The sequence below is a fragment of the Alcanivorax sp. REN37 genome, assembly GCF_041102775.1.
GTDB lineage: Bacteria > Pseudomonadota > Gammaproteobacteria > Pseudomonadales > Alcanivoracaceae > Isoalcanivorax > Isoalcanivorax beigongshangi.
The window spans coordinates 813465-837319 of the sequence record NZ_JBGCUO010000001.1; the positions used below are offsets into that span (position 1 = coordinate 813465).

Below are 23855 nucleotides of genomic sequence, written 5' to 3' on the forward strand. Positions count from 1 at the left end.
TCACAACAGCCGCTGTTGCAGCAGTGATGCTAAGGCACTCATCAGTGCCGCGCCGCCAAGCAGCAGCGCCCACAAACGTGCGCCGTGGCGGGTGCTGAAACTCCACAGAAACAGCAAGGGGTAGAGCATCAGCGCCAGTAAACTGAACAGCCGCTCGGCGTCGTGGAACGGCATGCCGAGAGTGAATCCCGCCGCTACCCCGAACGCGATCAGTCCCCAACAAAATGCATAGCCGCCCAGTACGGCGGCGCCGCTGCGTGACAGCAGCGGCAATGAAGCAACGAATCGCGACATGGCAGTGACCCGGCGTACCGGGACTCCGTAGCAGTGCGCCGCCGCAGCGGACGCGATGGCCTCAGAAACGGTAGGTGACATTGAGCCGAGTGTTGCGCGGCTCGCCCCAGGTGTAGGTGCCGTACCAACTGAAGATGCTGTAGTACTTTTCATCCAGCAGGTTGGTGACGCTGAGGCTGGCGCTGAGGCGGTCGTTGATGCGGTAGCGCGCCATGGCGTCCAGTACCCAGTAATCGTCCACGGTGTGGCGGCGGATGCCGTTGCTGGGCGGATAGCTGACATCGCCCCAGGTCTTGTCCATCCAGCGGGCGCCGCCGCCCAGTGTTAGCCCGTCGAGCTGGTCGGCGAAATCGTAGGTGGCGTACAGACGCAGTTGGTTTTCTGGACTCAGGGTGTCGACTTTGTCGCCGTGGCGGCGCGCGATTTTATGGGTATAGCTGGCGTGCAAATTCCAGCGTTCGCTGAGGGCGCCGACCAATTCCAGTTCATGGCCCTTGGTGCGCACGCCGTTGACGGCGCGGAACGCCGGCTCGCCGGTTGGCGTGGTGCCGCCACTGGCTTGGGCGAAGTTGTCTTGTTCCAGCTGGAAGTAAGACAGCGTTGCCGTGAGCCGTTGCTGCAGCAGCTCGGCTTTGAGGCCGCCTTCGTAGTTGACGCCCTCGAGCGGGTCCAGCCGGCGGCCCTGCAGATCGCGCTCTGACTGCGGCAGGAAGATGCTGGAATAACTGGTGTAAAGCGACAGCTCGGGCCGCAAGTCGTAGATCAGCCCCACGTAGGGCACCCAAACGCCACGCTCGCGCAGATCCTCGTCCTTGTAGTTGGACAGCCGCGTGCCGGTGATCAGTTTCAGCTGCTGGTGCAGGTCAAAGCGGGCAGTGAGGTACAGCCCCTGTTCGGTAGTGACCTCATGATTGCGGCTGCTCAGCTGCCAGTTTGGTTCCGGCACGCGGCCGGTCCAGCGGTAGTAATCCGGCACCACGTCGTCATAGCCCGGCTGCTCGTCATAGTTGCGGTTGTGCCAAGTGCTGCGGCTGACACTGCCGCCGACCACTAATTCGTGGCGGCGGCCGGCCAACTCAAACGGGCCGCTGGCATAAACGTCGGCGGCATCGCTGCGGGTCTCGCCGACATACTTGCCGGTCCACATCAGCGTCCCGGTACCGGTGGCGGAGTCCGGATGGCCGCCGGCCACTGACCCCAGTTCGGCACGGTAGCCGTTGATCTGGTGATTGAGCTGCAACTTGGTGACCCAATCGTTGGCGTGGAAGTGCTCCAGCGTGGCAAACAGCGTGCGCGTGTATTGGTCCCAGTGACTCCAATCGGCGCCGTTGTTGAAACTGCGCGAGCGGTGGTTGAAGCGGCCGTCACGGGTGTAGATCGGGTTGCCACCCCAAGTGGAGCGGGTCGGCTGGTTGTCTTGGTAGTCGGCGCCCAGCGTCAGCAGCGTGCTGTCACCGAGATTGGCTTCGATAATCCCGTACAGCACGGTGGTGTCGCGTTGGTAACCGTCCAGCTGACTGTTGCGGTCTTGGTGCACCGCCACCGCGCGGCCGCGTACACCGCCGTCGGCCGTGAGTGGGCCGGCCACGTCCAGTTCGCCGCGGTAATCGTTCCAGCGACCGACACTGCCGCTGACCTGCCCCTGGAAGGTGGGAGTGGGCTTTTTGCGGATCAGGTTGATGGTGGCGCCAGGGTAGCCGCTGCCGTTGAGCAAGCCGGTGGCGCCACGCAGCACCTCCACGCGGTCGTAGGTCGCCATGTCGCTGAGGGTGTTGCCGGCGGAGTAGGCCGAGTTGCGCATCATCGGGATGCCGTCGTACTGGAAGTTCTGGATCGCAAAACCGCGCGCGTAATACTCGGTGCGCTCGCTGTCGTAGGTAGCGATGCTGACCCCCGGCATGTGCGTCATCACGTCATCAATGGCATTGAGTTGGAAATCGGCCATTTCCTGGCGCGTGACCACACTGATTGATTGCGGCGTTTCCTTAGGCGACATCACCAACCGGGTCGCAGTCGCAAGTGCGCCGGTGGTGTAGCGGCCACTGCCGTCGGTGATCTCGCCGAGTTGGTTGGCACTGACCGCCACCGGAGCCAGCGCCGCCGGCGCATCCGGCGGCAGCTCGCGCAGCCGGTAACCGCCGCCCGGCAATGGCTCGGCTGCCAGACCGGTGCCGGACAGCAGTTGGTTGAAGCCGCCGAGGACCGAGTAATCGCCGTGCAGCCCAGCAGTGTGGCGACCTCGAGTTTGGCTGCTGCTGAATGTCAGTAACACATTGGCGCGTTGGGCAAAGGCTTGCAGTGCGGGTGTCAGTGCGCCGGCTTCAATGCGATAGCTGCGACTGTAATCGTCAGCCAGTGCCGGCAGCGCCGCGCTGCCGGCCCAGACCAGTGCAGCGCACCACAGCCAAAGTGGGCTGCGGCGGAATATGGACGTCCAGTGAAGTGTGTGGGCTGCCATGCCTGTCCCTCAAACAGTGATGAAAAACCGGTGTTTGAAAGAGAGGTGCCGCGAGCGCCGGAATCGGGCAGAAAAAATAAACCGAGCGGCGAATCAGTCGGTCGCAGACGGCAACACTGACACCCAGTAACGGGTACGCCACGACAGGCGCACCGGCAGCACCTGCGGCAGCGTTTGCAGGATGTGGTCGGTGTCATGCAGCGGGAATATGCCGGAAATGCGCAGCGTCGCTATCGCCGGGTGGCAGCGTAGATAACCGGGCCGGTAGCGCTCCAATTCATTGATAAAGCGCTCCAGCGGCCAATCGTCGGCCACGAGCTGGCCCTGCACCCAGGCTGGTGCTGCACTGCTGGCGCGCGGCCGAGTTCGTACCCCCACCCGGTCGAAGGCAGTACGCTGACCAGCAGTCACCCGCTGGGCCGGTCCCGATTGATCACGCGGCATCACCGCCACCGCACTTTCCACCACCGTCACCGTGGTGCGCTCTGGCCAGTGGCGCACGCTGAAGCGGGTGCCGAGCGCTTGGATGCGACCATGGACAGTGTCCACCACCAGTGGCGGTAGTGTCCCAGCGACCCCCTGCGCGGCGGCGGTGACCAACCACAGCTCGCCCTGCAGCAGCTGCAGACGCCGCTGCTGAGGTTGGAAATCGACCACTACGATGCTGTCGGTGTTGAGTAGTAACTGGCTGCCGTCCGGCAAGGTCCAATTGCGTTGTTCACCGGTGCCAGTGCGGTAGTCGGTGCTGAGCCGCTGGCGTAGAGGCCGGCTGGCCGGGGTGGCCAGCAGAGCACCGCCGCCGGCGGCGCCGGCCAGCAGCAGCCAGCTCAACACTTTGCGCCGTGATGGCTGCTGGCGGCGCTGCATCTCGCCATAGGGCGACAACACCTGGTAGGCCGGCGTCGGGCCCAGCTGCTGCAGGTGGCCGGTGATGGCTTCGATATGGCGCCAAGCGCGTTCGTGATCTGGGTGGGCGTTGCGCCACGCCTGCCAGCGCTGGCGATCGTCCTCGCTGACGACATCGGCCATCAGCAGCGTCAGCCAGTCTGCGGCAGCCTGCGCCACCTCCACTGGCAGCGGCGCGCCTTCAGCGAACGGACCGGGCGTGGAGGTCATGGCGCGGTCTCATAGGGTAATGGCGAACAAGCATTGCTGATTGGCGCGGCTGAGATATTGCTTCACTGAGCTGGTGGAAACGCGAAGGCGCTCGGCAATGTCGACGTAACGCAGGCCTTCCAAATGAGCGAGCAGGAATGCTTCGCGCACTTTGGCTGGTAGACCATCCAGCGCCCGATCCAATTGTTGCAACGCCTCCAGCGCCAACAATTGGGATTCTGGCCCCGGCGCGTGTTCCGGCGGCAGCGCGGCGAGCAATTCCAGATAGCTGTTTTCCAGCAGTTGGCGGCGATGGCGGCGGGCCATCAGGCGCCGCGCAATGGTGGCCAGAAACGGACGCGGTTGGCGGATATCGCCAGCACTGCCGTCGCGTAGCACGCTGACGAATGTGTCTTGCGCCAAGTCATCGGCCAGCCCGGCGTCACTCAGCTGACGGCGCAGCCAGCCCAGCAGCCACGGATGGTGGTCCGCGTAGAGCAGTGCGATGGGGTGCTGGCGGGCCAGCTCGGGCGTCGGCAAGATCGGATCCTAGGAGATGAGAACTTGTTGTCATTGGAAATGATTCTCATCATATGTGGTGGCGGGGACTGCCGACAAGGTCCATTACTGGGGCGCCGTTCACGGCTCTGCTGACAACAATAAAAAAGCCCCGGTGCCGCAAGGCGCCGGGGCTGTTGCACACGGACCGAGCGGCAGCGCCGCCCGGCGTGGCTTAGAACCGCATGCCGAAGCCGAGGGTGCTGACCACCGGATCGATATGCACAGTGCCGATGCGGGCGCCGTTCAGCTTGGCTTTAGAATCGATGTCCATGTAACGCACGCTGGCGTTGGCATACAGGCTCTCGGTGATCTTGATGTCCACCCCGACCTGCGCCGCAACGCCCCAAGAGTCTTCCAACTTCAGATTGGCGCCGCTGATCGGGCCGGTCTCACGGGTGTTGAAGAAGGTGGTGTAGTTCAGGCCCACGCCGACATAGGGGTTCACTTGCGCATCCGGCAGGAAGAACCACTGGGCGGTGACGGTCGGCGGCAAGTGCTTGGTGGTCGCACTCTTGTCGCCGTTGAGGGTCACGGTGTGGTTGAACGGCAGCGCTCCCAGCACTTCGATACCGAGGTTGCGGGTCGCCATGTAGGTCACGCTGATGCTCGGTTGGGTGGCGTCTTCCACGTCCACCGCAAGGGTGCCGTTGGCGAGTTTGCCGTTGTTGCTCTTCGGGTTGACCTGGGTCACGCCGAATTTCACCAGCCAGTCGCCGGCTTCATAAGCGTGGGCCGGCAGGGTCACCAGCAGCGGAGAGGCGGCGACGAGGCCGAGCAGGGTGGTGCGCAAGGGGAATGACATGAGGGTTACTCCTTGGTCCGTAGTGGGGACAGTATCCGCCGTCCCACGACGACAGCTGCTGACCTGGATCAATCACACAGCGTGGCCGCTGCGCCGGGCTTGATCCAGGTCAGCCCGATCGGCGGCGGCAAAAAAGCCGCTGCCGGGGGTCGCCTCGGTCGGGCACTGTGGCTACAATCGGGCCCATTCATCTTTTGGTTGCAGGAATCCGTCCGGTGAACCGGTCCTCCGCACTGTCACAATCCGCTGCTCTGCCCGCACCCGCCTCCTGGCGATGGTGACGCTCCCCTGTGCTCTGTAATGGGCACTCTGCTTTGCGTGTTTGGCTCCCGGGCTAAAGGCCCGTTTTCTACACCACAAAGGATTGATCATGTCTGCGGACTCTTTTGAGCACTATGCCCGTGCGGGCTACAACCGTGTGCCAGTGGTACGTGAGGTACTGGCGGATCTGGACACGCCGCTGTCGGCCTACCGCAAATTGGCACAGGGCCCGTACAGCTACCTGTTCGAGTCGGTGCAGGGCGGCGAGCGTTGGGGACGCTACTCGATCATTGGCCTGCCAGGCTGTGAGGTGATCACCGTGCGTGGGCGCACCATCGAGCGCAGCGGCGACGTCAACGAGGTGCTGGAAGACGTTGATCCTATTGCCTGGATTGAGCACTACCGCGGCCAGTTTCGAGCGCCAGAAGTGCCGGGTCTACCGCGTTTCAACGGCGGCCTAGCCGGTTATTTTGGCTTCGAAAGCGTGCGCTATTTCGAGCCGCGGGTCGGCGAGCCGCGTGGCCGCGATCCGCTCGGCGTGCCCGACATCGTGTTGGTGCGCAGTGAAGAAGTGGTGGTGTTCGATAACCTGCGCGGCAGCCTGTTCCTGATTGTGCTGGCCGACCCGGCCAAGGCCGGTGCACTGGCGGCCGCACAACAGCGGCTGGATGTGCTTCAGGCCCGGCTGCGGGCGCCCACTGAGGGGCCGGATGACCGCCCGCGTGGCGAGGCGATTGCCGAGCAGGATCTGCAAGCAGAAATGAGTCAGGCCGAGTTCGAAGGCATGGTGGAGCAGATTCGCGATTACATCGCTGCTGGCGATGTCATGCAGGTGGTGCCGTCGCAGCGGTTGTCCGCGCCGTTCCAAGCGCCGGCGCTGGATCTGTACCGGGCGTTGCGATACCTGAACCCGTCGCCGCACATGTTCTTCTTTGATTTGGGCGATTTCCACATTGCCGGGTCGTCGCCGGAAATCCTGTCACGCGTGGAGCATGGCGTGGTCACGGTGCGGCCGCTGGCGGGTACCCGCCGCCGTGGCCATACGCTGGAGGAAGACCTGGCGCTGGAAGCCGAGTTGCTGGCGGACCCGAAGGAAATTGCTGAACACCTGATGCTGATCGATCTCGGCCGCAACGACGTCGGTCGTATTTCCCGGCCGGGCACGGTGCAGGTGACCGAGCAGATGGTGGTGGAGCGTTACTCCCACGTGATGCATATCGTTTCTAATGTGCAGGGCGAGTTGAACGACGGGTTGGGGCCGCTGGATGTACTGCGCGCGACCTTCCCGGCCGGCACCCTGAGCGGCTCACCGAAGATCCGCGCCATGGAAATTATCAATGAGCTGGAGCCGGTGAAGCGCGGCGTTTACGGCGGCGCAGTGGGCTACCTCGGTTTCAACGGCCAGATGGATACCGCCATCGCCATCCGTACTGCGGTGATCAAAGACGAGCGCGTTTACGTGCAAGTGGGCGCCGGCGTGGTGGCTGACTCGGTGCCGCGTTTGGAGTGGGAAGAGACCATGAACAAAGGCCGTGCGGTGTTCACCGCCATCAACATGGCGCTGTCCGGTTTGCGGGTGGCCCAGCCTGGAGAGCGCGCATGATCCGGGTGCTGATGATCGACAACTACGACAGCTTCACCTACAACCTGGTGCAGTATTTCATGGAGCTCGGCGCCGAGGTGCTGGTGCACCGTAACGACGCGATCTCGTTGGCCGAGATCGAGGCGCTGGCGCCGGACCGGCTGGTGATTTCCCCCGGTCCCTGCACCCCCAACGAAGCCGGCATCTCGCTGGCGGCGATCAAACAGTTCGCCGGCCAGCTGCCGATTCTTGGTGTCTGCCTGGGCCACCAGAGCATTGGCCAGGCGTTTGGCGGCAAGGTGGTACGCGCGGGGCAAGTGATGCACGGCAAGACCTCCGCCATTCATCACACCGGCGTGGGCGTGTTCCGCAACCTGCCGACGCCGTTCACCGCCACCCGTTATCATTCGCTGGTGGTGGAGCAGGCGAGTTTGCCGGACTGTTTGGAAGTGACCGCTTGGACCTGCCATGAAGACGGCAGCCGCGAAGAGATCATGGGGCTGCGGCACCGTGAACTGGACATCGAGGGCGTGCAGTACCATCCCGAATCAATTCTGTCGGAGCACGGCCACGCGCAGTTGCGCAATTTTCTTGAGCGCTAACGCGCTGCTATAGGGGACAAGCCATGGACATCAGTCGCGCCATCGCCCAAGCGGTGGAAAACATTGACCTCAGCCGCGAAGAAATGCAGGCGGTAATGCGCCAGATCATGACCGGCGGCGCCACCGAGGCGCAGATTGCTGGATTCCTGGTGGCGCTGCGCATGAAAAGCGAATCGGTGGATGAAATCACCGGCGCGGTGGAAGTGATGCGTGAGCTGGTGCTGCCGGTGGCGGTGGACGGCCTCGATTACTTGGTCGACATCGTCGGGACCGGTGGCGATGGCGCCAATCTGTTCAACTGCTCGTCCGGCTCGGCATTCGTAGCCGCCGCCGCTGGCTGTCGCGTGGCCAAACACGGCAATCGCAAGGTCAGCTCCAAGAGCGGCTCGGCGGATGTGTTGGAAGCAGCCGGCATTGAGCTGGACCTGACGCCGGAACAAATTGCCCGCTGTGTGCGCGAAGTCGGTGTCGGTTTCATGTTCGCGCCGCAGCACCACACCGCGATGAAGCACACCGCCAATCCGCGCCGCGACCTTGGCATCCGCACGTTGCTGAACATCCTCGGCCCGATGACCAACCCGGCCGGCGTCAAACGTCAGGTGATCGGCGTGTTCACCCACAAACTATGCCGGCCGATGGCGGAAGTGTTGGGCCGCCTCGGCGCTGAGCATGTGATGGTGGTGCACGGCGCCGATGGCCTTGATGAAATCAGCTTGGCTGGCCGCACCAAGGTGGCCGAGTACAAGCACGGCACGCTGACTGAATACGAAATCACCCCGGAAGATGTGGGGTTGGAATCTGCCTCGTTGGTGGGCCTCGATGTGGCCGATGCGGCATCCTCCCTGGCGTTGATCCGTGATGCCTTCGGCAAGCGCAAATCCCGCAACGCCGAGAAGGCTGCGGACATGATGGCACTCAACGCCGGCGCCGCCATTTATGTGGCCGGCGTCACTGGCACGCTGCGCGATGGTGTGCGCATGGCCGAAGACCTGGTGCACAACGGCGAGGCCGCGGAACGCCTGCGCGATGTGGCCAAGTTCACTGAATTTCTCAAGCGGAGCGCATCATGAGCGTGCAACAGACCGGCACCGTGCTGGACCGTATCCTGCTGCGTAAGCAGGAAGAAGTGGCCGCCTGCCGTGCCGCGCGCCCGTTGCTGCAGGTGCAAGAGGCCGCGGTGGTGGCCAATGAACAACTGCCGGTGCGTGGCTTTGCTGCGGCATTGAGCGCCAAAGTGGCCGCCGGCCAGCCGGCGGTGATTGCCGAAATCAAAAAAGCGTCGCCTTCCAAGGGCGTGATCCGTGCTGATTTTGATCCGCCGCTGATTGCCGCCCAATACGAGCAAGGCGGTGCCGCCTGTTTGTCGGTGCTCACCGATCGCGACTTTTTCCAGGGCGAGGATGCGTTCTTGCAGCAGGCACGGGCGGCCTGCTCATTGCCGGTGCTGCGCAAGGATTTCACCATCGACGCCTATCAGATTTGGGAAGCGCGGGCGTTGGGCGCTGACTGCGTGCTGCTGATTGCCGCCGCGCTGTCCGATGAACTGATGGCGTCGCTCTACGAGACCGCGGTGGCAGCGGGGCTGGACGCGCTGATCGAAGTGCACACCGCCGAGGAAATGGAGCGCGCGCTGCAATTGCCGGCGCCGCTAATCGGCATCAACAACCGCGACCTGCACAGCTTCGAGGTGTCGCTGGATGTGACCTTGGCGCTGCAGCAGCAGGTGCCGGCGGACCGCCAACTGGTCACCGAAAGCGGCATTCTCAATGCTGACGATGTGGCGCGGATGCGCGCTGCCGGTATTGATCGCTTTTTGGTTGGCGAGGCGTTCATGCGGGCGCCGCAGCCGGGCGACGCCTTGGCCACGCTGTTCCGCTGACATAAAAAACGGCACTCCAAGGAGTGCCGTTTGGTCGCTGTCGGAGCGGCGTGCGATCAGCGCGCCGGCGGTGCAACCTGGTTCATCTGCACCTTGATTTCCTTCTCTTTCTTGTCCGCGGTGTAACCTTCCACGGAAATGTGGCCACGCTTGGAGACATCAATGCTCTCGAAGCTGACCAGACCGTTGGCGGCCGCTGCCCGCAGGGTGTTTTGCAGGGCATCGTGGCTCAGGCCGTACGGGTCTTTCTTCTCTTTGCGCTTTTCGCCTACCTTGTCGCCGGTGGCGGAGAACTGCACTTCAGCGTAGGTGGTTGCGTCCACCCAGCCTTCGATCTCGGCGCTCATATCGTCGTCGATGTCGATTTCGGTGTAGTAGGTGAAGCCATATTCGTTGGCCTTCTGGATCAGAGCCTTCAGTTGGTCGGCGTTCATTTCAGCGTGGGCAGAGGCGCCGCCGAATACCAGTGCAGCGGTGATCACGGGCAAGGAAAGCTTCTTCAACATGGTTGCTATCTCCTGAATGGGGTCTTCACCAGATCCGTTCTGGCGTGGTAACCAGTGTGCAAACTGCTCGCCGCCACGTCTTTGAAAGTTCGTAATATGGGCGCGCTTTGACAAAATTTTGGTTCCCGGAGAAACACTTATGCCATCGCGCATTACCGGTTTTCGGCAGGATGAAGAAGGCCATTGGGTGGTGTTGCTGAGCTGTGGGCACAGTCAGCATGTGCGTCATCAGCCACCATTCAGTGAGCGGCCGTGGGTGCTGGATGCCGAGCAGCGCGCGGCGAAAGTGGGGGCGGTGTTTGACTGCGGCTGGTGCCGGCAGCAGAAATGAAACAGGCGCCGTGGGCGCCTGTCATGGAAACGGTGACGCGGGCGGGGTCAGCGAGTGCCGTAGACCACCATGGTTTTGCCTTTCACCGAAACCAATCCCTGTTCTTCCAGATTTTTCAGCACCCGGCCGACCATCTCGCGGGAGCAGCCGACAATGCGGCCGATCTCTTGGCGCGTGACCTTGATCTGCATGCCGTCTGGATGGGTCATCGCATCAGGTTGCTTGCACAGGTCGAGCAGAGTGCCCGCCACGCGGCCGGTGACATCGAGGAACGCCAAGTCGCCTACTTTACGGGTGGTGGCACGCAGGCGGCCGGCGATCTGAGCCGAGACCGTGAACAGAATGTCGGCGTCTTCACGCGCCAGCTGGCGGAATTTGCTGTAGCTGATTTCAGCCACTTCACATTCGGTTTTTGCTTTCACCCACGCTGAGCGGCTGGGCTCGGCTTCGAACAGCCCCATCTCACCGAAGAAGTCGCCCTCATTGAGGTAGGCCATGATCATCTCGCGGCCGTCGTCATCTTCAATCATCACCGTCACGGAGCCCTTGAGCACAAAATAGAGCGCATCTGACTCGTCGCCGGCGTAGATGATGGTGCTTTTCGCCGGATACTTGCGACGGTGGCAGTGAGCCAGGAAATTTTCCAGATTAGGAATAATTTTGTTGCTGGGATCCGACATGGGCCAAGTTCATCGTAGGGTTGGTTAACAAGGTTAAATAGGTAAAACGCCTGACAAAGCGGTCCGATAGTGCCCTTTTTTGGCGCCTGTGCCAAGGCGAGGACAGTGAGGATGCTAACTGGGGCACACCGCCCAAGGCCAGCGCCGCGGCGGGGAAAGCCTTGCCGGTCCTGCAGCAGCCTCTGCGGCGCCCGTAGCAGCGGGCGCTAGGGCCGGTAATGCGTGCCGTTTTCAGGGTATGGCCCCGGCAGGGGTTGTGATACTCTGCGCCCCCTTGACGGGAGGACGAACCATGCGTGCGACCATTCGCTGGCAAGGCAATGTGTGTTTTGAGGCGGAGTCCGGCTCCGGCCACCGGATTTTGGTCGATGGACCACCGGATCATGGCGGTGAGAACCGTGGACCGCGCCCGATGGAAACCCTGTTGCTGGGTTTGGGTGGTTGCGCCTCCTTTGATGTGGTGCACATCCTGCGCAAGTCCCGTCAGGACATCACCGACTGCCGTTGTGAGATTGACGCGCAGCGGGCAGAAGACGAAATCCCGGCGGTGTTCACCCACATCCGCCTGCATTTCGTCGTCACCGGCCGCAACCTGAAACAGAATCAGGTGAAGCGGGCGGTAGAGCTGTCAGCCGAGAAGTACTGTTCGGCGTCCATCATGTTTGGACGTGCCGGAGTACAGATCGAGCACAGCTATGAAGTGGTGGAGGCCGCGTAATGGCGGCCCGGCCAACACCCCTCGGGGGCCTGCGCCATGTGGCGCTGTTTGTGCGCGATCTCGCTGCCTGTGAGCACTTCTATGTGGAGTTGCTGGGCATGGCAGTGGAGTGGCGCCCGGATCCGGACAACGTCTATCTTTGTTCGGGCTGTGACAATCTGGCGCTGCATACCTGGGAAGGCGAATCCTTCCCGCAGCCGCAGCGACTGGATCACATAGGCTTCATCATCGACCGCATTGAAGATGTGGACGCATGGTTCACGTTCCTGAAAGAGCAGGGCGTGACGATGAGGAAGGAACCCAAGACCCATCGTGATGGGGCGCGGAGTTTCTACTGTCTGGACCCGGAAGGTGTGCTGGTGCAAATGATTTACCACCCGCCGATTTCCGGAGCCCGATTCGTTGGCAACGTGTGACTGCGTACGGCGCAGAGGAAAGGTAGACCGAGGTGAGAGAACTGAACCCGAAGATCCGGCTGCATGGTTTCAACAACCTGACGAAATCGCTCAGCTTCAACATCTTTGACATTAGTTATGCCAAGACGGAGCAGCATCGTCAGGAGTACATCGAATATATCGATGAGCTCTACAACGCTGAGCGTCTCACCGAAATTCTCACCAATGTGACCAAAATCATTGGTGCCAATATCTTGAACGTTGCCCGGCAGGACTATGACCCGCAGGGGGCTTCCGTGACCATGCTGATCGCGGAACACGAGTCACCGCCGTCGGATCCGGACTTCGATGAGGAAGCCCCGGGGCCGCTGCCGGACACCATCGTGGCCCACTTGGACAAGAGTCACGTGACGGTGCACACCTATCCGGAGTCGCACCCGGACAACGGCATTTCCACCTTCCGGGTGGACGTGGACGTGTCCACCTGCGGGGTGATTTCACCGCTGCGGGCGCTGAACTACCTGATTCACAGCTTTGATTCCGACATCGTTACCGTCGATTACCGCGTGCGCGGCATGACCCGGGACGTAGACGGCCAGAAGCATTACATCGATCACGACATCACCTCGATCCAGAACTTCCTCACCGAGGATACCCAGAACGAGTACCAGATGATCGACGTGAACGTGTACCAAGAGAACATTTTCCACACCAAGATGCTGCTCAAGGACTTCGACATCGACAACTATCTGTTCGGTGCCGGAGCGGATGAGTTCAGCGCCGAAGAGCTGGAAGAGATCAAAGGCCGCTTGCACAAGGAAATGCTGGAGATCTTCTACTCCCGCAACCTGGACTGAGCTGGTCTGGAAACACAAAAAAGCCGACGCATGCGTCGGCTTTTTTGATGCCCGCCGATCAGGCGGCGGCGGTTTCGGTGATGTCGATGCCGGCCAATTTCAGCGGCACCGGCTGGGCCAGGCTGTCGCCCACCGGGCAGTGACGTTCGAGGTGGGCAATCAGCGCATCAACGTTGGCGCGCGGGGACGGGGTGCTGATCTGGAAGCGATAGCGGATCTCGCCGTAGCCGGGGCGCACCGGCGCTTTGCCGAAGAAGCCATCCAGATCCAGATCGCCTTCTACTTCCACGCGAAAGTCATCCAGCTGCACCTTGAACTGACGCGCGTAGACCCGCGCCACGATCGCCTGACAGGCGCCCAGCGCGCCCAGCAGTGCTTCCACCGGATTCATGCCGGTGTCGGTGCCGCCGAGTTCGGCCGGCTCATCGATAGCGAGGGAAAATTGCCGGGCGCTGACGTCAACGCGGGTGCCGGCTTGAAGCTGCGCGCTGGCGCGGAACTGCTGAAGGGCCATGGGACTGCCTACTCCTGAACATGATCGGGGGTGAACGAATCAGGCAGGCAGTATAGGGAATGAAAAAGCCGTCCATTAGACGGCTTTGTTCTAGGCTTATGCGCGCTTCACAGGCGATAGGTGGAGAACGTCATCACCTTGCTGAGGGTGGACATCAGCCGCCGCACCGGCCCCGGCAACTCAGCACCGCCGGCTTCTTTGGCGGTCATCGCATGGCGCAGTTCGTCTTCACGCATCTGACTGAGGATGGCGCGGCTGCGCTCATCTTCCTGTGGCAGTTGCGCGAGATGGCTGTCCAAGTGGCGTACCACTTGGCGTTCGGTTTCGGTGACAAACCCCAGCGACCAACGATCGCCGATCAGGCCGGCCAGCGCCCCGATACTGAATGACATGCCATAGAACAGCGGGTTGAGACGGCTCGGACGGCTGCCGAGTTCGCGGATGCGTTCTTCGCACCAGGCCAAGTGGTCCTCTTCCTCGCGCGCGGCTTCTTCCATCGCTTGGCGCACGTGCGGCAGGCTGGCGGTGGTGGCCTGACCTTGGTACAGCGCCTGGGCACAGACCTCACCGGTATGATTGATGCGCATCAGACCGGCAATGTGGCGCGCCTGATGGTTGTCGGCCGGGGTGCTGGCTTGTTGGCGGTGCACCGCCGGGCTGGGGCGGCCGCTGCGGGCGGCGCCCGGGGTCAGCGTGCGCAGGGCGTTGTCGGCGCTGGACAGCAGGTGATCAAGGGGGCTCATGCGGCGACCCGCAGACTCGGACATGGTCACTCTCCGTTGTCAGGACGGCTCATGATAAGCCTGATTCGTCGGGGGCATAAGCTGCGCTGCCCTCCGTCGGGCTGAATTGGACAATAGTGCGGCGCAGCACATCCAGCTCGATCGGTTTGGCGATGTGGGCGTTCATGCCGGCGCCGAGGCTGCGTTCGCGGTGTTCGCGCAAAATATGGGCGGTGAGCGCAATGATCGGCACCGGCTTGCGTCCTTGCTCGCGCTCCCAGCTGCGCAGCGCGCGGGCGGCTTCGAAGCCGTCCATGTCCGGCATCTCGCAATCCATCAAGATCATGTCGTAACGACCACGCTGCATGGCGTCCACCGCTTCGCGGCCATTCGACACGATGTGGGCATCGAGGCCGAGCTTAGCCAGCATGCCGCGAATCACTTTCTGGCTGAGCTGGTGGTCTTCCGCCACCAGCAGTCGCAGGCCGGGGTCCGGCAGTCGACTGTCTTGTTCCGCCTCCGGCTGCTGGGTAGCACTGGCGGCGCCGAGCAAGCCGGCCAGGGTCTCACGCAGCACCGCGCCGGACACCGGTTTGAGCAGCACGCCATGGATGCCGATGCTGCGCGCGGTGATTTCTGAGCCGCTGTCGTTAACGCCGGTGAGCATCAGCAGCCGCGGCGAGGGGTGCACCTGCGGGTCTTCGAGGATGCGGGCGGCCAGTTGCAGGCCACTCATGCCGGGCAAGTTCTGGTCCAGCAGCACCAGGTCGTAGGGATCATCCAGATTGATCTGGCTGCGCAGGCTCGCCAGCGCTTCGCGTGGGTCGTGGCAGGCGGTGACGCGCATGCCCCACGACAACGCCTGCTGGCGGATCACGCGGGTAACGGTGCTGGAGTCATCCACCACCAGCAGCGAGCGGTCTTGCAGCAGACGGTAATCAGCGCCGGCGCGGGCCGGTTGCTCCACCGCCGGCAGTGACAGCGTGAACCACAGCGCCACCCCGGTACGGCCGTGGCGCAGCCCGCAGCGCCCGCCGAGGATGTCCACCAGTTGCCGGGCGATGGTCAAGCCGAGCGCCGCGCTGTCCTGCAGCGCGTCATCCTGCGCGGACACCAAGGGCGCGAACGGCGCTTCGTGCACGCCGAGGGCAGAGCCTTCTAACTCGAAGCGCAGTTCATCCAGCTGGCCGGTGGGGGCGCGGGAAATATCCAACAGCAACTCGCCGGGCTGGGCGTGGCGGATGCCGGCGCCGATCACGTTGATCAGGATCTGCTTCAGCCGGCCGGGGTCGCCGGCCACCCGCAGTGCCACATTGGAGTGCACGTGGGCAATCAGCTCCACCTGCTTCTCGGCAGCACGCTCGCGGAACAACTCCACTGCTTCCATCACCCGTTCTTGCAGGTCGAAATGCACTTGCTCGACTTCGGTGTGACCGTGTTCCAGCCGGGCGTATTCCACCACATCATTGAGCATGCGCAGTAGGCTGCCGCCGGCGGTTTCGATCGCTTGCACGCAGTCGCGCTGGTTTGGTGTCAGCGGTGTGTCCTGCAGGATTTCGGCCATGCCAAGAATGCCGCTCATCGGCGTGCGGATCTCATGGCTGAGCCGCGACAGGGTATCGCTGCGCGCGCGCCAAGTGGCTTTGGACAGCGCTTCGGCTTGCTCGTCCAGCAGGTGGCGGCGCAGGTCTTGGCGAGACTTGTCGGCCAGCCCCACGGCGAACAGCAGCGCCTCGAACACGCCGCCGATCATCACTGCCATGGCGGCGTTCAATTCCAGCGGCACCACGCCAAAGGTAATCAGCACCATGCACAGCACCGCGGTCAGCAGCGGCAACCGTGCCAGCAAGTAGAGGCCGGCGCCGGGCACGCGGGCGATCCAGCCGGCGGCGCTCACCAGCGTGAACAGCAGCACCCCGAACAGGCACAGCAGGTACATCCATTGCAGCGCGTGCGAGGCTGGCAGCCACCAGCCCACCAGCGCACCGACCAAGGCCAGCAGCAGCATCAGGATCAGCCAGCCGTCGGCCCATGGCATGCGGTAGCGGGTGTCGAGGAAGCTGCGCGTGAACGCGGCGCAGGCGGCCAGCGCCAGCAGTCCCCCGAACGCCTCTAAGTGCGGCGACAGCCCCGGCCAGAACAGAAACTGAAAGCCGAGCAGCCCGGCCTCTGCCAGCGCAGCGCTGGCGAGTCCGGCCAAGTACAAGGTGTAGTAGGCGTAGACCCGCTGCCGCAGCTTTAACAGCTGGGCAAAGGTGAACAGCGCCAGGCCGCCGAGCAGGCCGCCGAGGCTAAGCAACAGCGCGTCTTCGCGGCTGTAATGGGTGAGAAAGCTTTCGGCGGTGCTCAGCGACAGCGCGTAGTTGAACGCGCGATCCGGGCGCACACGCAGGTAGAACACCTGGGTGCTGTGCGGCGGCAGCTCCACCCGCCAGGTAGCGGTGCGAAAGGCCACATCGCCCCACGGCGGCTGGCGCAGATGGCCGCTTTCGCTGAGGCGGTAGTGATCACCCTCGGGGCGGTGGAAGTCGAGTTCGGCAAACCGGCCCGGCAGCAGGCTCAACAGCAGCGAGCGCGGCTGGGCGCCGGGATTGGACAGCGCTACGCGGATCCACCAAACGTCGTTGCTGAAACCAAGAAATTCGGAGTTGCGGGTGGCGGGGTGGAAGGCGGCATTGGGCAGTGCCCGCACCTGCTCCAAGGTCAGCGAGCCGCGCGGATCGCTGAGGTATTCGGAGTACATGGTGATAGTGGCATCGCTGATGTCTGCCGGCACCAGATAGGGCGGCGGGGGTGCCGCCGCTGCCAACTGCACCCAAAGCAGTGCCCACAGCGCGACGCACAGGCGCAGCCAGACAGGGCAGGCAGATCGGGAAGTGGGGCCCATGGTGGTCGTCCGTAACAAGCCAAGGCCAGGCCGGTGGCCGGGAGCGGTTACCTTAGCATTGTCGCCGGCCCCGGCAAGGGGCACCGCCGCAGGCGGCGGTGCCAGGGTGCTTACTGCTCGCGAGCGATAGCGCGGTAACCGATGTCGCTGCGCGCTTGGCAGCCGTCCCAAGAGATCGCTCGCACGCCGTCGTAGGCGCGTTGCTGGGCGGCGGTGACGGTGTCGCCGAGGCCGGTGACACACAGCACGCGCCCACCGGAGGTGACCACGTCGTCGCCGTCCAAGCGGGTGCCGGCGTGGAACACTTTCAGGTCGTCGGCATCGACGCCGTCGAGGCCGTGAATCACATCCCCTTTACGGTAATCGTCGGCCGGGTAACCGCCGGCGGCCATCACCACGCCCAATGCCGGGCGCGGGTCCCATTGTGCATCCACCTGGTCGAGCTTGCCGTCCAGCGCCGCCTGGCACAGGGCAACAATGTCGCTCTGCAAACGCATCAGAATCGGCTGCGTTTCCGGGTCGCCAAAGCGGCAGTTGAACTCGATCACCTTGGGTGCGCCGCTGTTGTCGATCATCAGGCCGGCATAAAGGAAGCCAGTGTAGGGATTGCCCTCGGCGGCCATGCCGTCAACGGTGGGGCGGATCACTTCGCGCATCACCCGGTCGTGGACGTCCTGGGTGACCACCGGTGCCGGCGAGTAGGCGCCCATGCCGCCGGTGTTCGGGCCGGTATCGCCATCGCCGATGCGCTTGTGGTCTTGGCTGGTGGCCATCGGCAAGATGTTGTTGCCGTCGACCATGACGATGAAGCTAGCTTCCTCGCCGTCGAGGAAATCTTCGATCACCACCCGGTGCCCGGCGTCGCCAAAGCGGTTGCCGGCAAGCATATCGCGCACCGCGTCTTCCGCTTCAGACAGCGTCATGGCAACGATTACGCCCTTACCGGCGGCGAGGCCATCGGCCTTCACCACGATCGGGGCACCGCGCTCACGCAGGTAGGCCAGCGCCGCATCCAGCTCGGTGAAGTTGCGGTATTCGGCGGTGGGAATTTGGTGACGGGCGAGGAAATCCTTGGTGAAGGCTTTGGAGCCTTCCAGCTGGGCAGCTGCCGCGGTGGGGCCGAAGCAGCGCAGGCCGCGCGCGCGGAAATGGTCCACCACCCCGATCACCAACGGCGCTTCCGGGCCGACGATGGTCAGACCGACATTGTTGGCGGCGGCAAAGTCCGCCAGCGCCTCTTTGTCGAGCACATCGATGGCGACGTTTTGCACCTTGGCTTCGCGGGCGCTGCCGGCGTTGCCCGGTGCAACAAACACGGTGTCCACGCCAGCGGCCTGGGCTGCCTTCCACGCCAGCGCGTGTTCGCGCCCGCCGTTGCCGATAATCAGAACATTCATCATCTGGGCCTACTCACAAGTCGGAGGGAGGCGACGCTCCCGGCGGCCCCAAGCGGGCCGGAATCAGGCGTTCTAGCATGCCCCGCTGCGCCGGCAAAGGCGCCAGCGGGGCGGGTGGATCAATGGCGGAAGTGGCGCATGCCCGTGAACACCATGGCCATGTCGGCCTCATCTGCGGCGGCAATCACTTCGTCGTCACGGATTGAGCCGCCCGGTTGGATCACGCAGCGGATACCGACCTTGGCGGCATTGTCGATGCCGTCGCGGAACGGGAAGAAGGCGTCGGACGCCATCACTGCACCGGCCACCGGCAGCCCAGCGTGCTCGGCCTTGATGGCGGCGATGCGGGCGGAGTTCACGCGGCTCATCTGGCCGGCGCCGACACCGATGGTGCGGCCGCCCTTGGCGTAGATGATGGCGTTGGATTTAACGAACTTGGCCACTTTCCAGGCGAACAGCAGGTCGCGGATTTCGTCCGCATCTGGCGCGCGGCGGGTGACCACTTTCAGGTCGTCGGCGCCGATCATGCCCAGGTCACGGTCTTGCACCAGCAGGCCACCGTTAACGCGCTTGTAGTCCAGCGCAGCGCCCGGCGCCTGCCATTGGCCGCACACCAGCAGGCGTACGTTTTTCTTCTCCGCGATCACCGCTTGCGCGGCGTCGGTGGCGGACGGCGCGATGATCACTTCGACGAACTGGCGTTCGACGATGGCGCGCGCGGTGGTGTCATCCAGCTCGCGGTTGAAGGCGATGATGCCGCCAAACGCCGATTCACTGTCGGTGTGGAACGCTTGGTCGTAGGCACTCAGCAGGTCAGCCGCCACCGCCACCCCACAGGGGTTGGCGTGCTTGACGATGACGCAGGCCGGCTCGCCGAACTGCTTGACGCATTCCAGTGCCGCATCGGTGTCGGCGATGTTGTTGTAGGACAGCTCCTTGCCCTGCAACTGGCGCGCGGTGGCCACCGAAGCTTCCTGCGGCGCGCGCTCGGTGTAGAACGCCGAACGCTGGTGCGGGTTCTCGCCGTAGCGCATGTCCTGCGCCTTGACGAAGTTCAGGTTCAGGGTGCGCGGGAAGGGGGTGTTGCCGTTGCCCACTTGCTGGCCGAAGTGGTTGGCAATGGCGCTGTCGTAGGCGGCGGTGTGCTCGAAGGCTTTGATCGCCAGGTCGAGGCGGAAGGCGTCGGACAGGGCGCCGTCGTGGGTAGCCAGCTCAGCCAGAACTTGGGCGTAGTCGGCCGGATTGGTGACGATGCCAACGTGGGCGTTGTTCTTCGCCGCAGCGCGCACCATGGTCGGACCGCCGATGTCGATGTTCTCGATGGCGTCTTCATGGCTGCAGTCCGGGCGCGCCACGGTCTGCTCGAACGGGTACAGGTTGACCACCACCAGATCAATGCGCTGGATGCCATTGTCGGCCATCACCGCGTCGTCTTGGCCGCGGCGGGCAAGAATACCGCCGTGGATTTTCGGGTGCAGAGTTTTCACCCGGCCGTCCATCATTTCCGGAAAACCGGTGTAATCGGACACTTCACGCACGGCCACGCCCGCGTCCTTCAGGGCACGGAAAGTGCCGCCGGTGGAAAGGATTTCGATGCCGCGCGCGGAAAGTGCCTGGGCAAATTCCACCACGCCAGTTTTGTCGGAAACGCTGAGGAGCGCGCGTTGGACGGCTTGGCTCATGATCGGGTTGTCACCTGTGGGTTGAACAAAAAAGGGCAGTTGTCACTGCCCTTAGAAAAGTCGGGCCGAGCCCGTGGCGCTTACAGCAGCCCGTACTGCTTGAGCTTCTTGCGCAGCGTGCCGCGGTTGAGGCCAAGCATTTCAGCGGCTTTGGTCTGGTTGCCGCGGGTGTACTCGAGCACCTTTTCCAGCAACGGGATTTCCATTTCCGCCAGTACCATCGGGTACAGGTCGTTGGGGGCTTCCCCTTCGAGGTTGCGGAAGTATTCGTTCAGCGAGCGACGCACGCAGTTGCGCAGGGTGTCCTGATGGTCGGCCTGGGCCAGGGTCAGGTGCGGCTGCGGGGTGGAACGCGGTTCAATGGTATTCATGCCAATAAATGTCCGTGCGGCTGTGCTGGTCATGCGGCCTTGACTCCTTTTTGAGCAACGGATTGCGCCGTTTCTTGAGTGGTGAGCGCAGCGCCGTCCGTTTCGGCGGCAGGTACCACGTCATAGCGACCGATGCGAATGCGGTCGGTAACGTTCTCAAGATCGTGGAAATACTGCTCGACTGCTTGTCTCTGATCGGCGGCGCCGGTCAGACGGTTGAATCCTTGCCGGAAGCGTTCGCCGTCCGGGAGGGACTGGGTATACCAGCCCAGATGTTTGCGGGCGATCCGCACACCGGCGTCCTCGCCATATAACTGGTGCAGCTCCCCCAGATGCTGGGCCACCAGTTGCGCAACGTCCTTCACCTCCGGGGGCAGCGGCAGCACTCCATGTTGGAGATAGTAGGCCGTGTCCCGGAAGATCCAGGGATTACCCTGGGCTGCGCGGCCGATCATGATACCACCGGCCCTAGTGGTTTCCAGTATCCGTTGTGCTTTTTGTGGTGAATCGATGTCACCGTTTGCAAACACCGGGATCGACACCGCTTCCACGATGGCGGCAATGGTGTCGTATTCGGCGTTGCCGTTGAACTTGTCTTCGCGGGTGCGCCCGTGCACCGCCAGCGCTTGAATGCCGAGTGACTCCGCCAGTTGCGCGATCACCAGCCCATTGCGCTGGTCAGCACTCCAACCGGTGCGGATCTTCAGCGTCACCGGCACGCTGGCCGGCACTGCGCCCACTACCGCTTTGAGGATCTCCGCCACCAGCGCTTCATCGCGCAGCAGGGCGGAACCGGCGGCGCGTTTGCACACCTTCTTGGCCGGGCAGCCCATGTTGATGTCGATGATCTGGGCACCCAGTGCCACGTTGGCGGCCGCGGCCTCGGCCATCATGGTCGGCTCACCGCCGGCGATCTGCACTGAGATCGGCCCCGGCTCGCCAGTGTGGTCGAGGCGGGTGCGGCTCTTGCGCGAGTTCCACATGCGCGTGTCCGAGGTCACCATTTCCGACACCACCAGCCCGGCTCCCAGTTCGCGGCACAGTTGCCGGAACGGGCGATCGGTGACCCCGGCCATGGGCGCCAGGATCAGATTGTTGGGAAAGGTGTACGGGCCAATGCGCATGGCGCTCCTCCGGAACCCCGACCGGGTGCGGGCGGGGGGCGCACATGATAGTGACCCGGAGCGCGGGGGAAAAGGGGCGCCGGGGTCAGTTGTTGGCGGGCAGTAGCCGTAACTGGTAGCCCTCGACCCCACCGGCTGGGCGTTCCAGCGCCAAACCGATGCGGATCGGCACGTCCGGAGGCATCTGTTGCAGGCCGGCAAGATCACCCTGCAGGTACTCGTCCGGCTGGAAGCGGCGCTGCGCCACCGGGGTACCGCCGGCGCCGTGCAGGGTCAATTCCAGCACCGGGAACGGCTGACGATAATCGGCGTGGTTGAACAGCAGTGCATCCACCTGCAGCGCGCCGCTGTGGTCCGGATGCGGCCGTACCAGCAGGTTGGTGCTGCGCACCCGGCTCAGGTCCACCCGTTCCGGCAGCGTGCAGCCGGTCAGGTCGCAGGTGAGTGCATACAGCGGCCGCAGGCTGTCGGTGCGTGCCAGCCGGTCGGCATGGAAATACAGGTATTGGCCGGCCAGTGCGGCGAGCAGGGCGATGATCAGCAGACTGCCGCCGAACAGCGCGGCCACCGGCAGTTGCGGGCGGCTGAAGTGGGGCGGCGGCGCGACCGGGATCGGTTCCGGATCGGTCAGCAGTGATAGCTCCAGGGCGTCGGCCGGCGCGGATTGCGCCGGGACCAGCGGCGCCAAGTCGGCGGCCGGCGGCGGTGGCTGCGGGGCCGGTGCCGAAGTGATCGGTGCCGTGGTGCTGGGTGCCGGATCGTCCAGTTCGCGCAGCAGCGCTTCCGCCCACGACTCGTCCGGCACCTCGTCGTGGCTCGGCCGGCCCGCACCGGCGAGGGTAGAGAAGTCTTCGCTACGCAGCGGGTCCCGCTGAGGGCCGTCCAGAGAGAGGAAGCTGTCGCTCAGGTCCAACTCCAAGGCCAACGAACCACGCGGGGCGGCGCTGTCGCTGTCGGACCACACTGCCGGCTCGGTCACCCGGTGGTCGGCGGCCTGGAACACATCCATGCAGCGGCCGCAGCGCACCGCGCCGTGGGCTTGCTGCAACTGTTCCGGGCCCACCTTGAACTGCGCCTGGCAGTGGGGGCAACGGGTCTTAAATGGGGAGTGTTCGATGTCGGACATAGCAACCTTCACGGCAAGCAGGCTCTGTTGTACTCAAACCGGGCTGTGCCCGGCAAGCTCAGACCGCCTTCATGCTGCGGAATTGGGCACCGGTTTGCAGGTGCCGTCCACGCGAGCCCACTCGCCACGCAGGGTGACCGGGTTCAGCGCCACGCTGTGACGGTATGCTTCGATCACAGAATCCACCTGGTCCTGCAAGATGCCGGACAGCACGATCGCGCCGCCCGGGCGGCAGTGCAGCAGTAGCAAGGGCGCCAGTTCCACCAGCGGGCCGGCGAGGATGTTGGCCAGTACCAGGTCGTAATCCCCCGGCGGCAGTTGCTCCGGCAAGCAGCAGTGCAGCCGGTCGGCGACGCCGTTCAGTTCCGCGTTGGCTTGGGTGGCCAGCAGTGCTTGTGGGTCGATGTCGGTGGCGATGGCGCGCTCGGCGCCAAGCAGCAGCGCGGCAATGGCGAGCACGCCGGAGCCACAGCCGAAGTCGAGCACCGTCTTGCCGGCCACGTCGGCGCCGTCGAGCCAATTCAGACACAGCGCGGTGGTTTCGTGGGTGCCGGTGCCGAACGCCAGGCCCGGATCTAGCCGCAGGTTCACCGCATCCGGCGCCGGTGGCTCAGCCCAGCTCGGCACGATCCACAGCCGTTCGCCGAACGGCATCGGATGGAAGTCATCCATCCACGCCCGTTCCCAGCGCTGGTCGTCGACGGTTTCGAAGCGGTGGCTGACTGGTGCACGGCCGAGGCGGTCGGTGAGCGCGATCAGCAGCAGGTCTTGGTTGGTGGTCTGTTCAAACAATGCGGTGACCACGGTTTCGTTCCACAGCGGCATCGCGCCGGGCGGCGGCTCCAGCAGTGGCTGGTCAGCACCGTCACTGAGGGTGACTGCCACAGCGCCCAGTTCCAGCAGGATATCTTCCACCTCATCGGCCAGATCGGCGGTGCTCGGCAGATGCAGTTGTAACCAGGGCATGGCAAGTCCTTGTGGCAAACGTAGAGACAAAAACGGCCCGCTGCG

General features: G+C 63.8%; 24 protein-coding genes. 8 read left to right on the forward strand and 16 right to left on the reverse strand.

What is annotated here, in order from left to right; genetic code table 11:
• The 5 genes from AB5I84_RS03610 to AB5I84_RS03630 all read right to left on the reverse strand — a co-directional run bounded on the left by AB5I84_RS03610 (position 1) and on the right by AB5I84_RS03630 (position 5210).
• Positions 1–294: an iron uptake protein gene (locus AB5I84_RS03610; protein ID WP_369454480.1), complete on the reverse strand. Its 294-nt coding sequence runs from the start codon at positions 292–294 to the stop codon at positions 1–3.
• Between the two features lie 61 nt (positions 295–355).
• The gene (locus AB5I84_RS03615) at positions 356–2752 is read right to left on the reverse strand and encodes a TonB-dependent siderophore receptor (protein ID WP_369454481.1); all 2397 of its coding nucleotides are present in this window, start codon (positions 2750–2752) and stop codon (positions 356–358) included.
• A 93-nt stretch (positions 2753–2845) separates the two neighbouring features.
• A complete protein-coding gene (locus AB5I84_RS03620) occupies positions 2846–3868 on the reverse strand; it encodes a FecR domain-containing protein (RefSeq protein WP_369454482.1) in 1023 nt (340 codons plus the stop codon).
• A 9-nt stretch (positions 3869–3877) separates the two neighbouring features.
• Positions 3878–4387 carry a sigma-70 family RNA polymerase sigma factor gene (locus tag AB5I84_RS03625; protein WP_369454483.1) on the reverse strand — a complete coding sequence of 170 codons (510 nt, stop codon included), beginning with the start codon at positions 4385–4387 and terminating at the stop codon, positions 3878–3880.
• 193 nt (positions 4388–4580) lie between these two features.
• On the reverse strand, positions 4581–5210 hold the full coding sequence (locus tag AB5I84_RS03630) for an OmpW/AlkL family protein (protein WP_369454485.1): 630 nt from the start codon (positions 5208–5210) through the stop codon (positions 4581–4583).
• 370 nt (positions 5211–5580) lie between these two features.
• Here AB5I84_RS03630 and trpE point away from each other — a divergent pair, with 370 nt between their 5' ends.
• The 4 genes from trpE to trpC are packed head-to-tail and all read left to right on the forward strand — an operon-like array spanning position 5581 to position 9534.
• Positions 5581–7074 carry an anthranilate synthase component I gene (gene trpE / locus AB5I84_RS03635; protein ID WP_369454486.1) on the forward strand — a complete coding sequence of 498 codons (1494 nt, stop codon included), beginning with the start codon at positions 5581–5583 and terminating at the stop codon, positions 7072–7074.
• The gene (locus AB5I84_RS03640) at positions 7071–7655 is read left to right on the forward strand and encodes an anthranilate synthase component II (RefSeq protein WP_369454487.1); all 585 of its coding nucleotides are present in this window, start codon (positions 7071–7073) and stop codon (positions 7653–7655) included. The genes trpE and AB5I84_RS03640 overlap by 4 nt, the downstream gene beginning before the upstream one ends.
• Positions 7656–7678: 23 nt before the next feature.
• The gene (gene trpD, locus AB5I84_RS03645) at positions 7679–8725 is read left to right on the forward strand and encodes an anthranilate phosphoribosyltransferase (protein ID WP_369454488.1); all 1047 of its coding nucleotides are present in this window, start codon (positions 7679–7681) and stop codon (positions 8723–8725) included.
• Positions 8722–9534, forward strand: coding sequence for an indole-3-glycerol phosphate synthase TrpC (trpC, locus tag AB5I84_RS03650; protein ID WP_369454489.1), 813 nt, complete (start codon positions 8722–8724; stop codon positions 9532–9534). Before trpD ends, trpC begins: the two co-directional genes overlap by 4 nt.
• A gap of 56 nt (positions 9535–9590) precedes the next feature.
• Here the strand turns inward: trpC and AB5I84_RS03655 are convergent, their stop codons facing one another.
• Entirely contained in the window at positions 9591–10040 is a 450-nt protein-coding gene (locus AB5I84_RS03655) for a hypothetical protein (RefSeq protein ID WP_369454490.1), read from the reverse strand.
• Positions 10041–10179: 139 nt separating this feature from the next.
• Here AB5I84_RS03655 and AB5I84_RS03660 point away from each other — a divergent pair, with 139 nt between their 5' ends.
• On the forward strand, positions 10180–10371 hold the full coding sequence (locus tag AB5I84_RS03660) for a DUF3565 domain-containing protein (protein ID WP_369454491.1): 192 nt from the start codon (positions 10180–10182) through the stop codon (positions 10369–10371).
• 47 nt (positions 10372–10418) lie between these two features.
• On the opposite strand, the gene crp is transcribed toward AB5I84_RS03660, so the two are convergent.
• Positions 10419–11051 carry a cAMP-activated global transcriptional regulator CRP gene (crp, locus tag AB5I84_RS03665; RefSeq protein ID WP_369454493.1) on the reverse strand — a complete coding sequence of 211 codons (633 nt, stop codon included), beginning with the start codon at positions 11049–11051 and terminating at the stop codon, positions 10419–10421.
• 292 nt (positions 11052–11343) lie between these two features.
• Between crp and AB5I84_RS03670 the strand changes: the two genes are divergently transcribed.
• The 3 genes from AB5I84_RS03670 to speD are packed head-to-tail and all read left to right on the forward strand — an operon-like array spanning position 11344 to position 13021.
• A complete protein-coding gene (locus AB5I84_RS03670; protein WP_369454494.1) occupies positions 11344–11769 on the forward strand; it encodes an OsmC family protein in 426 nt (141 codons plus the stop codon).
• A complete protein-coding gene (locus AB5I84_RS03675; protein ID WP_369454495.1) occupies positions 11769–12185 on the forward strand; it encodes a VOC family protein in 417 nt (138 codons plus the stop codon). Before AB5I84_RS03670 ends, AB5I84_RS03675 begins: the two co-directional genes overlap by 1 nt.
• 41 nt (positions 12186–12226) lie before the next feature.
• Positions 12227–13021, forward strand: a complete 795-nt coding sequence (gene speD / locus AB5I84_RS03680) for an adenosylmethionine decarboxylase (RefSeq protein ID WP_369456057.1) — start codon at positions 12227–12229, stop codon at positions 13019–13021.
• A gap of 58 nt (positions 13022–13079) precedes the next feature.
• Here speD and AB5I84_RS03685 read toward each other — a convergent pair whose 3' ends face one another.
• The 9 genes from AB5I84_RS03685 to prmA all read right to left on the reverse strand — a co-directional run bounded on the left by AB5I84_RS03685 (position 13080) and on the right by prmA (position 23810).
• Complete coding sequence (locus tag AB5I84_RS03685; RefSeq protein WP_369454496.1) at positions 13080–13535, reverse strand: OsmC family protein; 456 nt, start codon at positions 13533–13535, stop codon at positions 13080–13082.
• 107 nt (positions 13536–13642) lie between these two features.
• The gene (coq7, locus tag AB5I84_RS03690; RefSeq protein ID WP_369454497.1) at positions 13643–14302 is read right to left on the reverse strand and encodes a 2-polyprenyl-3-methyl-6-methoxy-1,4-benzoquinone monooxygenase; all 660 of its coding nucleotides are present in this window, start codon (positions 14300–14302) and stop codon (positions 13643–13645) included.
• Between the two features lie 25 nt (positions 14303–14327).
• A complete protein-coding gene (locus AB5I84_RS03695; RefSeq protein ID WP_369454498.1) occupies positions 14328–17144 on the reverse strand; it encodes a hybrid sensor histidine kinase/response regulator in 2817 nt (938 codons plus the stop codon).
• 110 nt (positions 17145–17254) lie between these two features.
• On the reverse strand, positions 17255–18541 hold the full coding sequence (gene purD, locus AB5I84_RS03700) for a phosphoribosylamine--glycine ligase (RefSeq protein WP_369456058.1): 1287 nt from the start codon (positions 18539–18541) through the stop codon (positions 17255–17257).
• A gap of 119 nt (positions 18542–18660) precedes the next feature.
• Positions 18661–20223: a bifunctional phosphoribosylaminoimidazolecarboxamide formyltransferase/IMP cyclohydrolase gene (gene purH, locus AB5I84_RS03705; RefSeq protein WP_369454499.1), complete on the reverse strand. Its 1563-nt coding sequence runs from the start codon at positions 20221–20223 to the stop codon at positions 18661–18663.
• A gap of 80 nt (positions 20224–20303) precedes the next feature.
• Positions 20304–20594 carry a DNA-binding transcriptional regulator Fis gene (fis, locus tag AB5I84_RS03710; protein WP_369454500.1) on the reverse strand — a complete coding sequence of 97 codons (291 nt, stop codon included), beginning with the start codon at positions 20592–20594 and terminating at the stop codon, positions 20304–20306.
• 29 nt (positions 20595–20623) lie between these two features.
• Positions 20624–21718 (reverse strand): tRNA dihydrouridine synthase DusB, encoded by a 1095-nt coding sequence (dusB, locus tag AB5I84_RS03715; RefSeq protein ID WP_369454501.1) that lies wholly within the window; start codon positions 21716–21718, stop codon positions 20624–20626.
• An 85-nt stretch (positions 21719–21803) separates the two neighbouring features.
• Entirely contained in the window at positions 21804–22844 is a 1041-nt protein-coding gene (locus AB5I84_RS03720; protein ID WP_369454503.1) for a zinc-ribbon and DUF3426 domain-containing protein, read from the reverse strand.
• Between the two features lie 69 nt (positions 22845–22913).
• A complete protein-coding gene (gene prmA, locus AB5I84_RS03725) occupies positions 22914–23810 on the reverse strand; it encodes a 50S ribosomal protein L11 methyltransferase (RefSeq protein WP_369454505.1) in 897 nt (298 codons plus the stop codon).
• Positions 23811–23855: the final 45 nt, after the last annotated feature.

Excerpts from the sequence above, each read along its gene's own strand:
- AB5I84_RS03640 (WP_369454487.1), top strand. The coding sequence starts at position 7,071 with ATGATCCGGGTGCTGATGATCGACAACTACGACAGCTTCACCTACAAC.
- AB5I84_RS03675 (WP_369454495.1), top strand. The coding sequence starts at position 11,769 with ATGGCGGCCCGGCCAACACCCCTCGGGGGCCTGCGCCATGTGGCGCTG.
- AB5I84_RS03720 (WP_369454503.1), bottom strand. The coding sequence starts at position 22,844 with ATGTCCGACATCGAACACTCCCCATTTAAGACCCGTTGCCCCCACTGC.
- crp (WP_369454493.1), bottom strand. The coding sequence starts at position 11,051 with ATGTCGGATCCCAGCAACAAAATTATTCCTAATCTGGAAAATTTCCTG.
- trpD (WP_369454488.1), top strand. The coding sequence starts at position 7,679 with ATGGACATCAGTCGCGCCATCGCCCAAGCGGTGGAAAACATTGACCTC.
- AB5I84_RS03655 (WP_369454490.1), bottom strand. The coding sequence starts at position 10,040 with ATGTTGAAGAAGCTTTCCTTGCCCGTGATCACCGCTGCACTGGTATTC.
- dusB (WP_369454501.1), bottom strand. The coding sequence starts at position 21,718 with ATGCGCATTGGCCCGTACACCTTTCCCAACAATCTGATCCTGGCGCCC.
- AB5I84_RS03685 (WP_369454496.1), bottom strand. The coding sequence starts at position 13,535 with ATGGCCCTTCAGCAGTTCCGCGCCAGCGCGCAGCTTCAAGCCGGCACC.
- purD (WP_369456058.1), bottom strand. The coding sequence starts at position 18,541 with ATGAATGTTCTGATTATCGGCAACGGCGGGCGCGAACACGCGCTGGCG.
- trpC (WP_369454489.1), top strand. The coding sequence starts at position 8,722 with ATGAGCGTGCAACAGACCGGCACCGTGCTGGACCGTATCCTGCTGCGT.
- AB5I84_RS03610 (WP_369454480.1), bottom strand. The coding sequence starts at position 294 with ATGTCGCGATTCGTTGCTTCATTGCCGCTGCTGTCACGCAGCGGCGCC.
- trpE (WP_369454486.1), top strand. The coding sequence starts at position 5,581 with ATGTCTGCGGACTCTTTTGAGCACTATGCCCGTGCGGGCTACAACCGT.
- AB5I84_RS03620 (WP_369454482.1), bottom strand. The coding sequence starts at position 3,868 with ATGACCTCCACGCCCGGTCCGTTCGCTGAAGGCGCGCCGCTGCCAGTG.
- coq7 (WP_369454497.1), bottom strand. The coding sequence starts at position 14,302 with ATGTCCGAGTCTGCGGGTCGCCGCATGAGCCCCCTTGATCACCTGCTG.
- prmA (WP_369454505.1), bottom strand. The coding sequence starts at position 23,810 with ATGCCCTGGTTACAACTGCATCTGCCGAGCACCGCCGATCTGGCCGAT.
- AB5I84_RS03615 (WP_369454481.1), bottom strand. The coding sequence starts at position 2,752 with ATGGCAGCCCACACACTTCACTGGACGTCCATATTCCGCCGCAGCCCA.
- fis (WP_369454500.1), bottom strand. The coding sequence starts at position 20,594 with ATGAATACCATTGAACCGCGTTCCACCCCGCAGCCGCACCTGACCCTG.
- AB5I84_RS03660 (WP_369454491.1), top strand. The coding sequence starts at position 10,180 with ATGCCATCGCGCATTACCGGTTTTCGGCAGGATGAAGAAGGCCATTGG.
- AB5I84_RS03695 (WP_369454498.1), bottom strand. The coding sequence starts at position 17,144 with ATGGGCCCCACTTCCCGATCTGCCTGCCCTGTCTGGCTGCGCCTGTGC.
- purH (WP_369454499.1), bottom strand. The coding sequence starts at position 20,223 with ATGAGCCAAGCCGTCCAACGCGCGCTCCTCAGCGTTTCCGACAAAACT.
- AB5I84_RS03630 (WP_369454485.1), bottom strand. The coding sequence starts at position 5,210 with ATGTCATTCCCCTTGCGCACCACCCTGCTCGGCCTCGTCGCCGCCTCT.
- AB5I84_RS03670 (WP_369454494.1), top strand. The coding sequence starts at position 11,344 with ATGCGTGCGACCATTCGCTGGCAAGGCAATGTGTGTTTTGAGGCGGAG.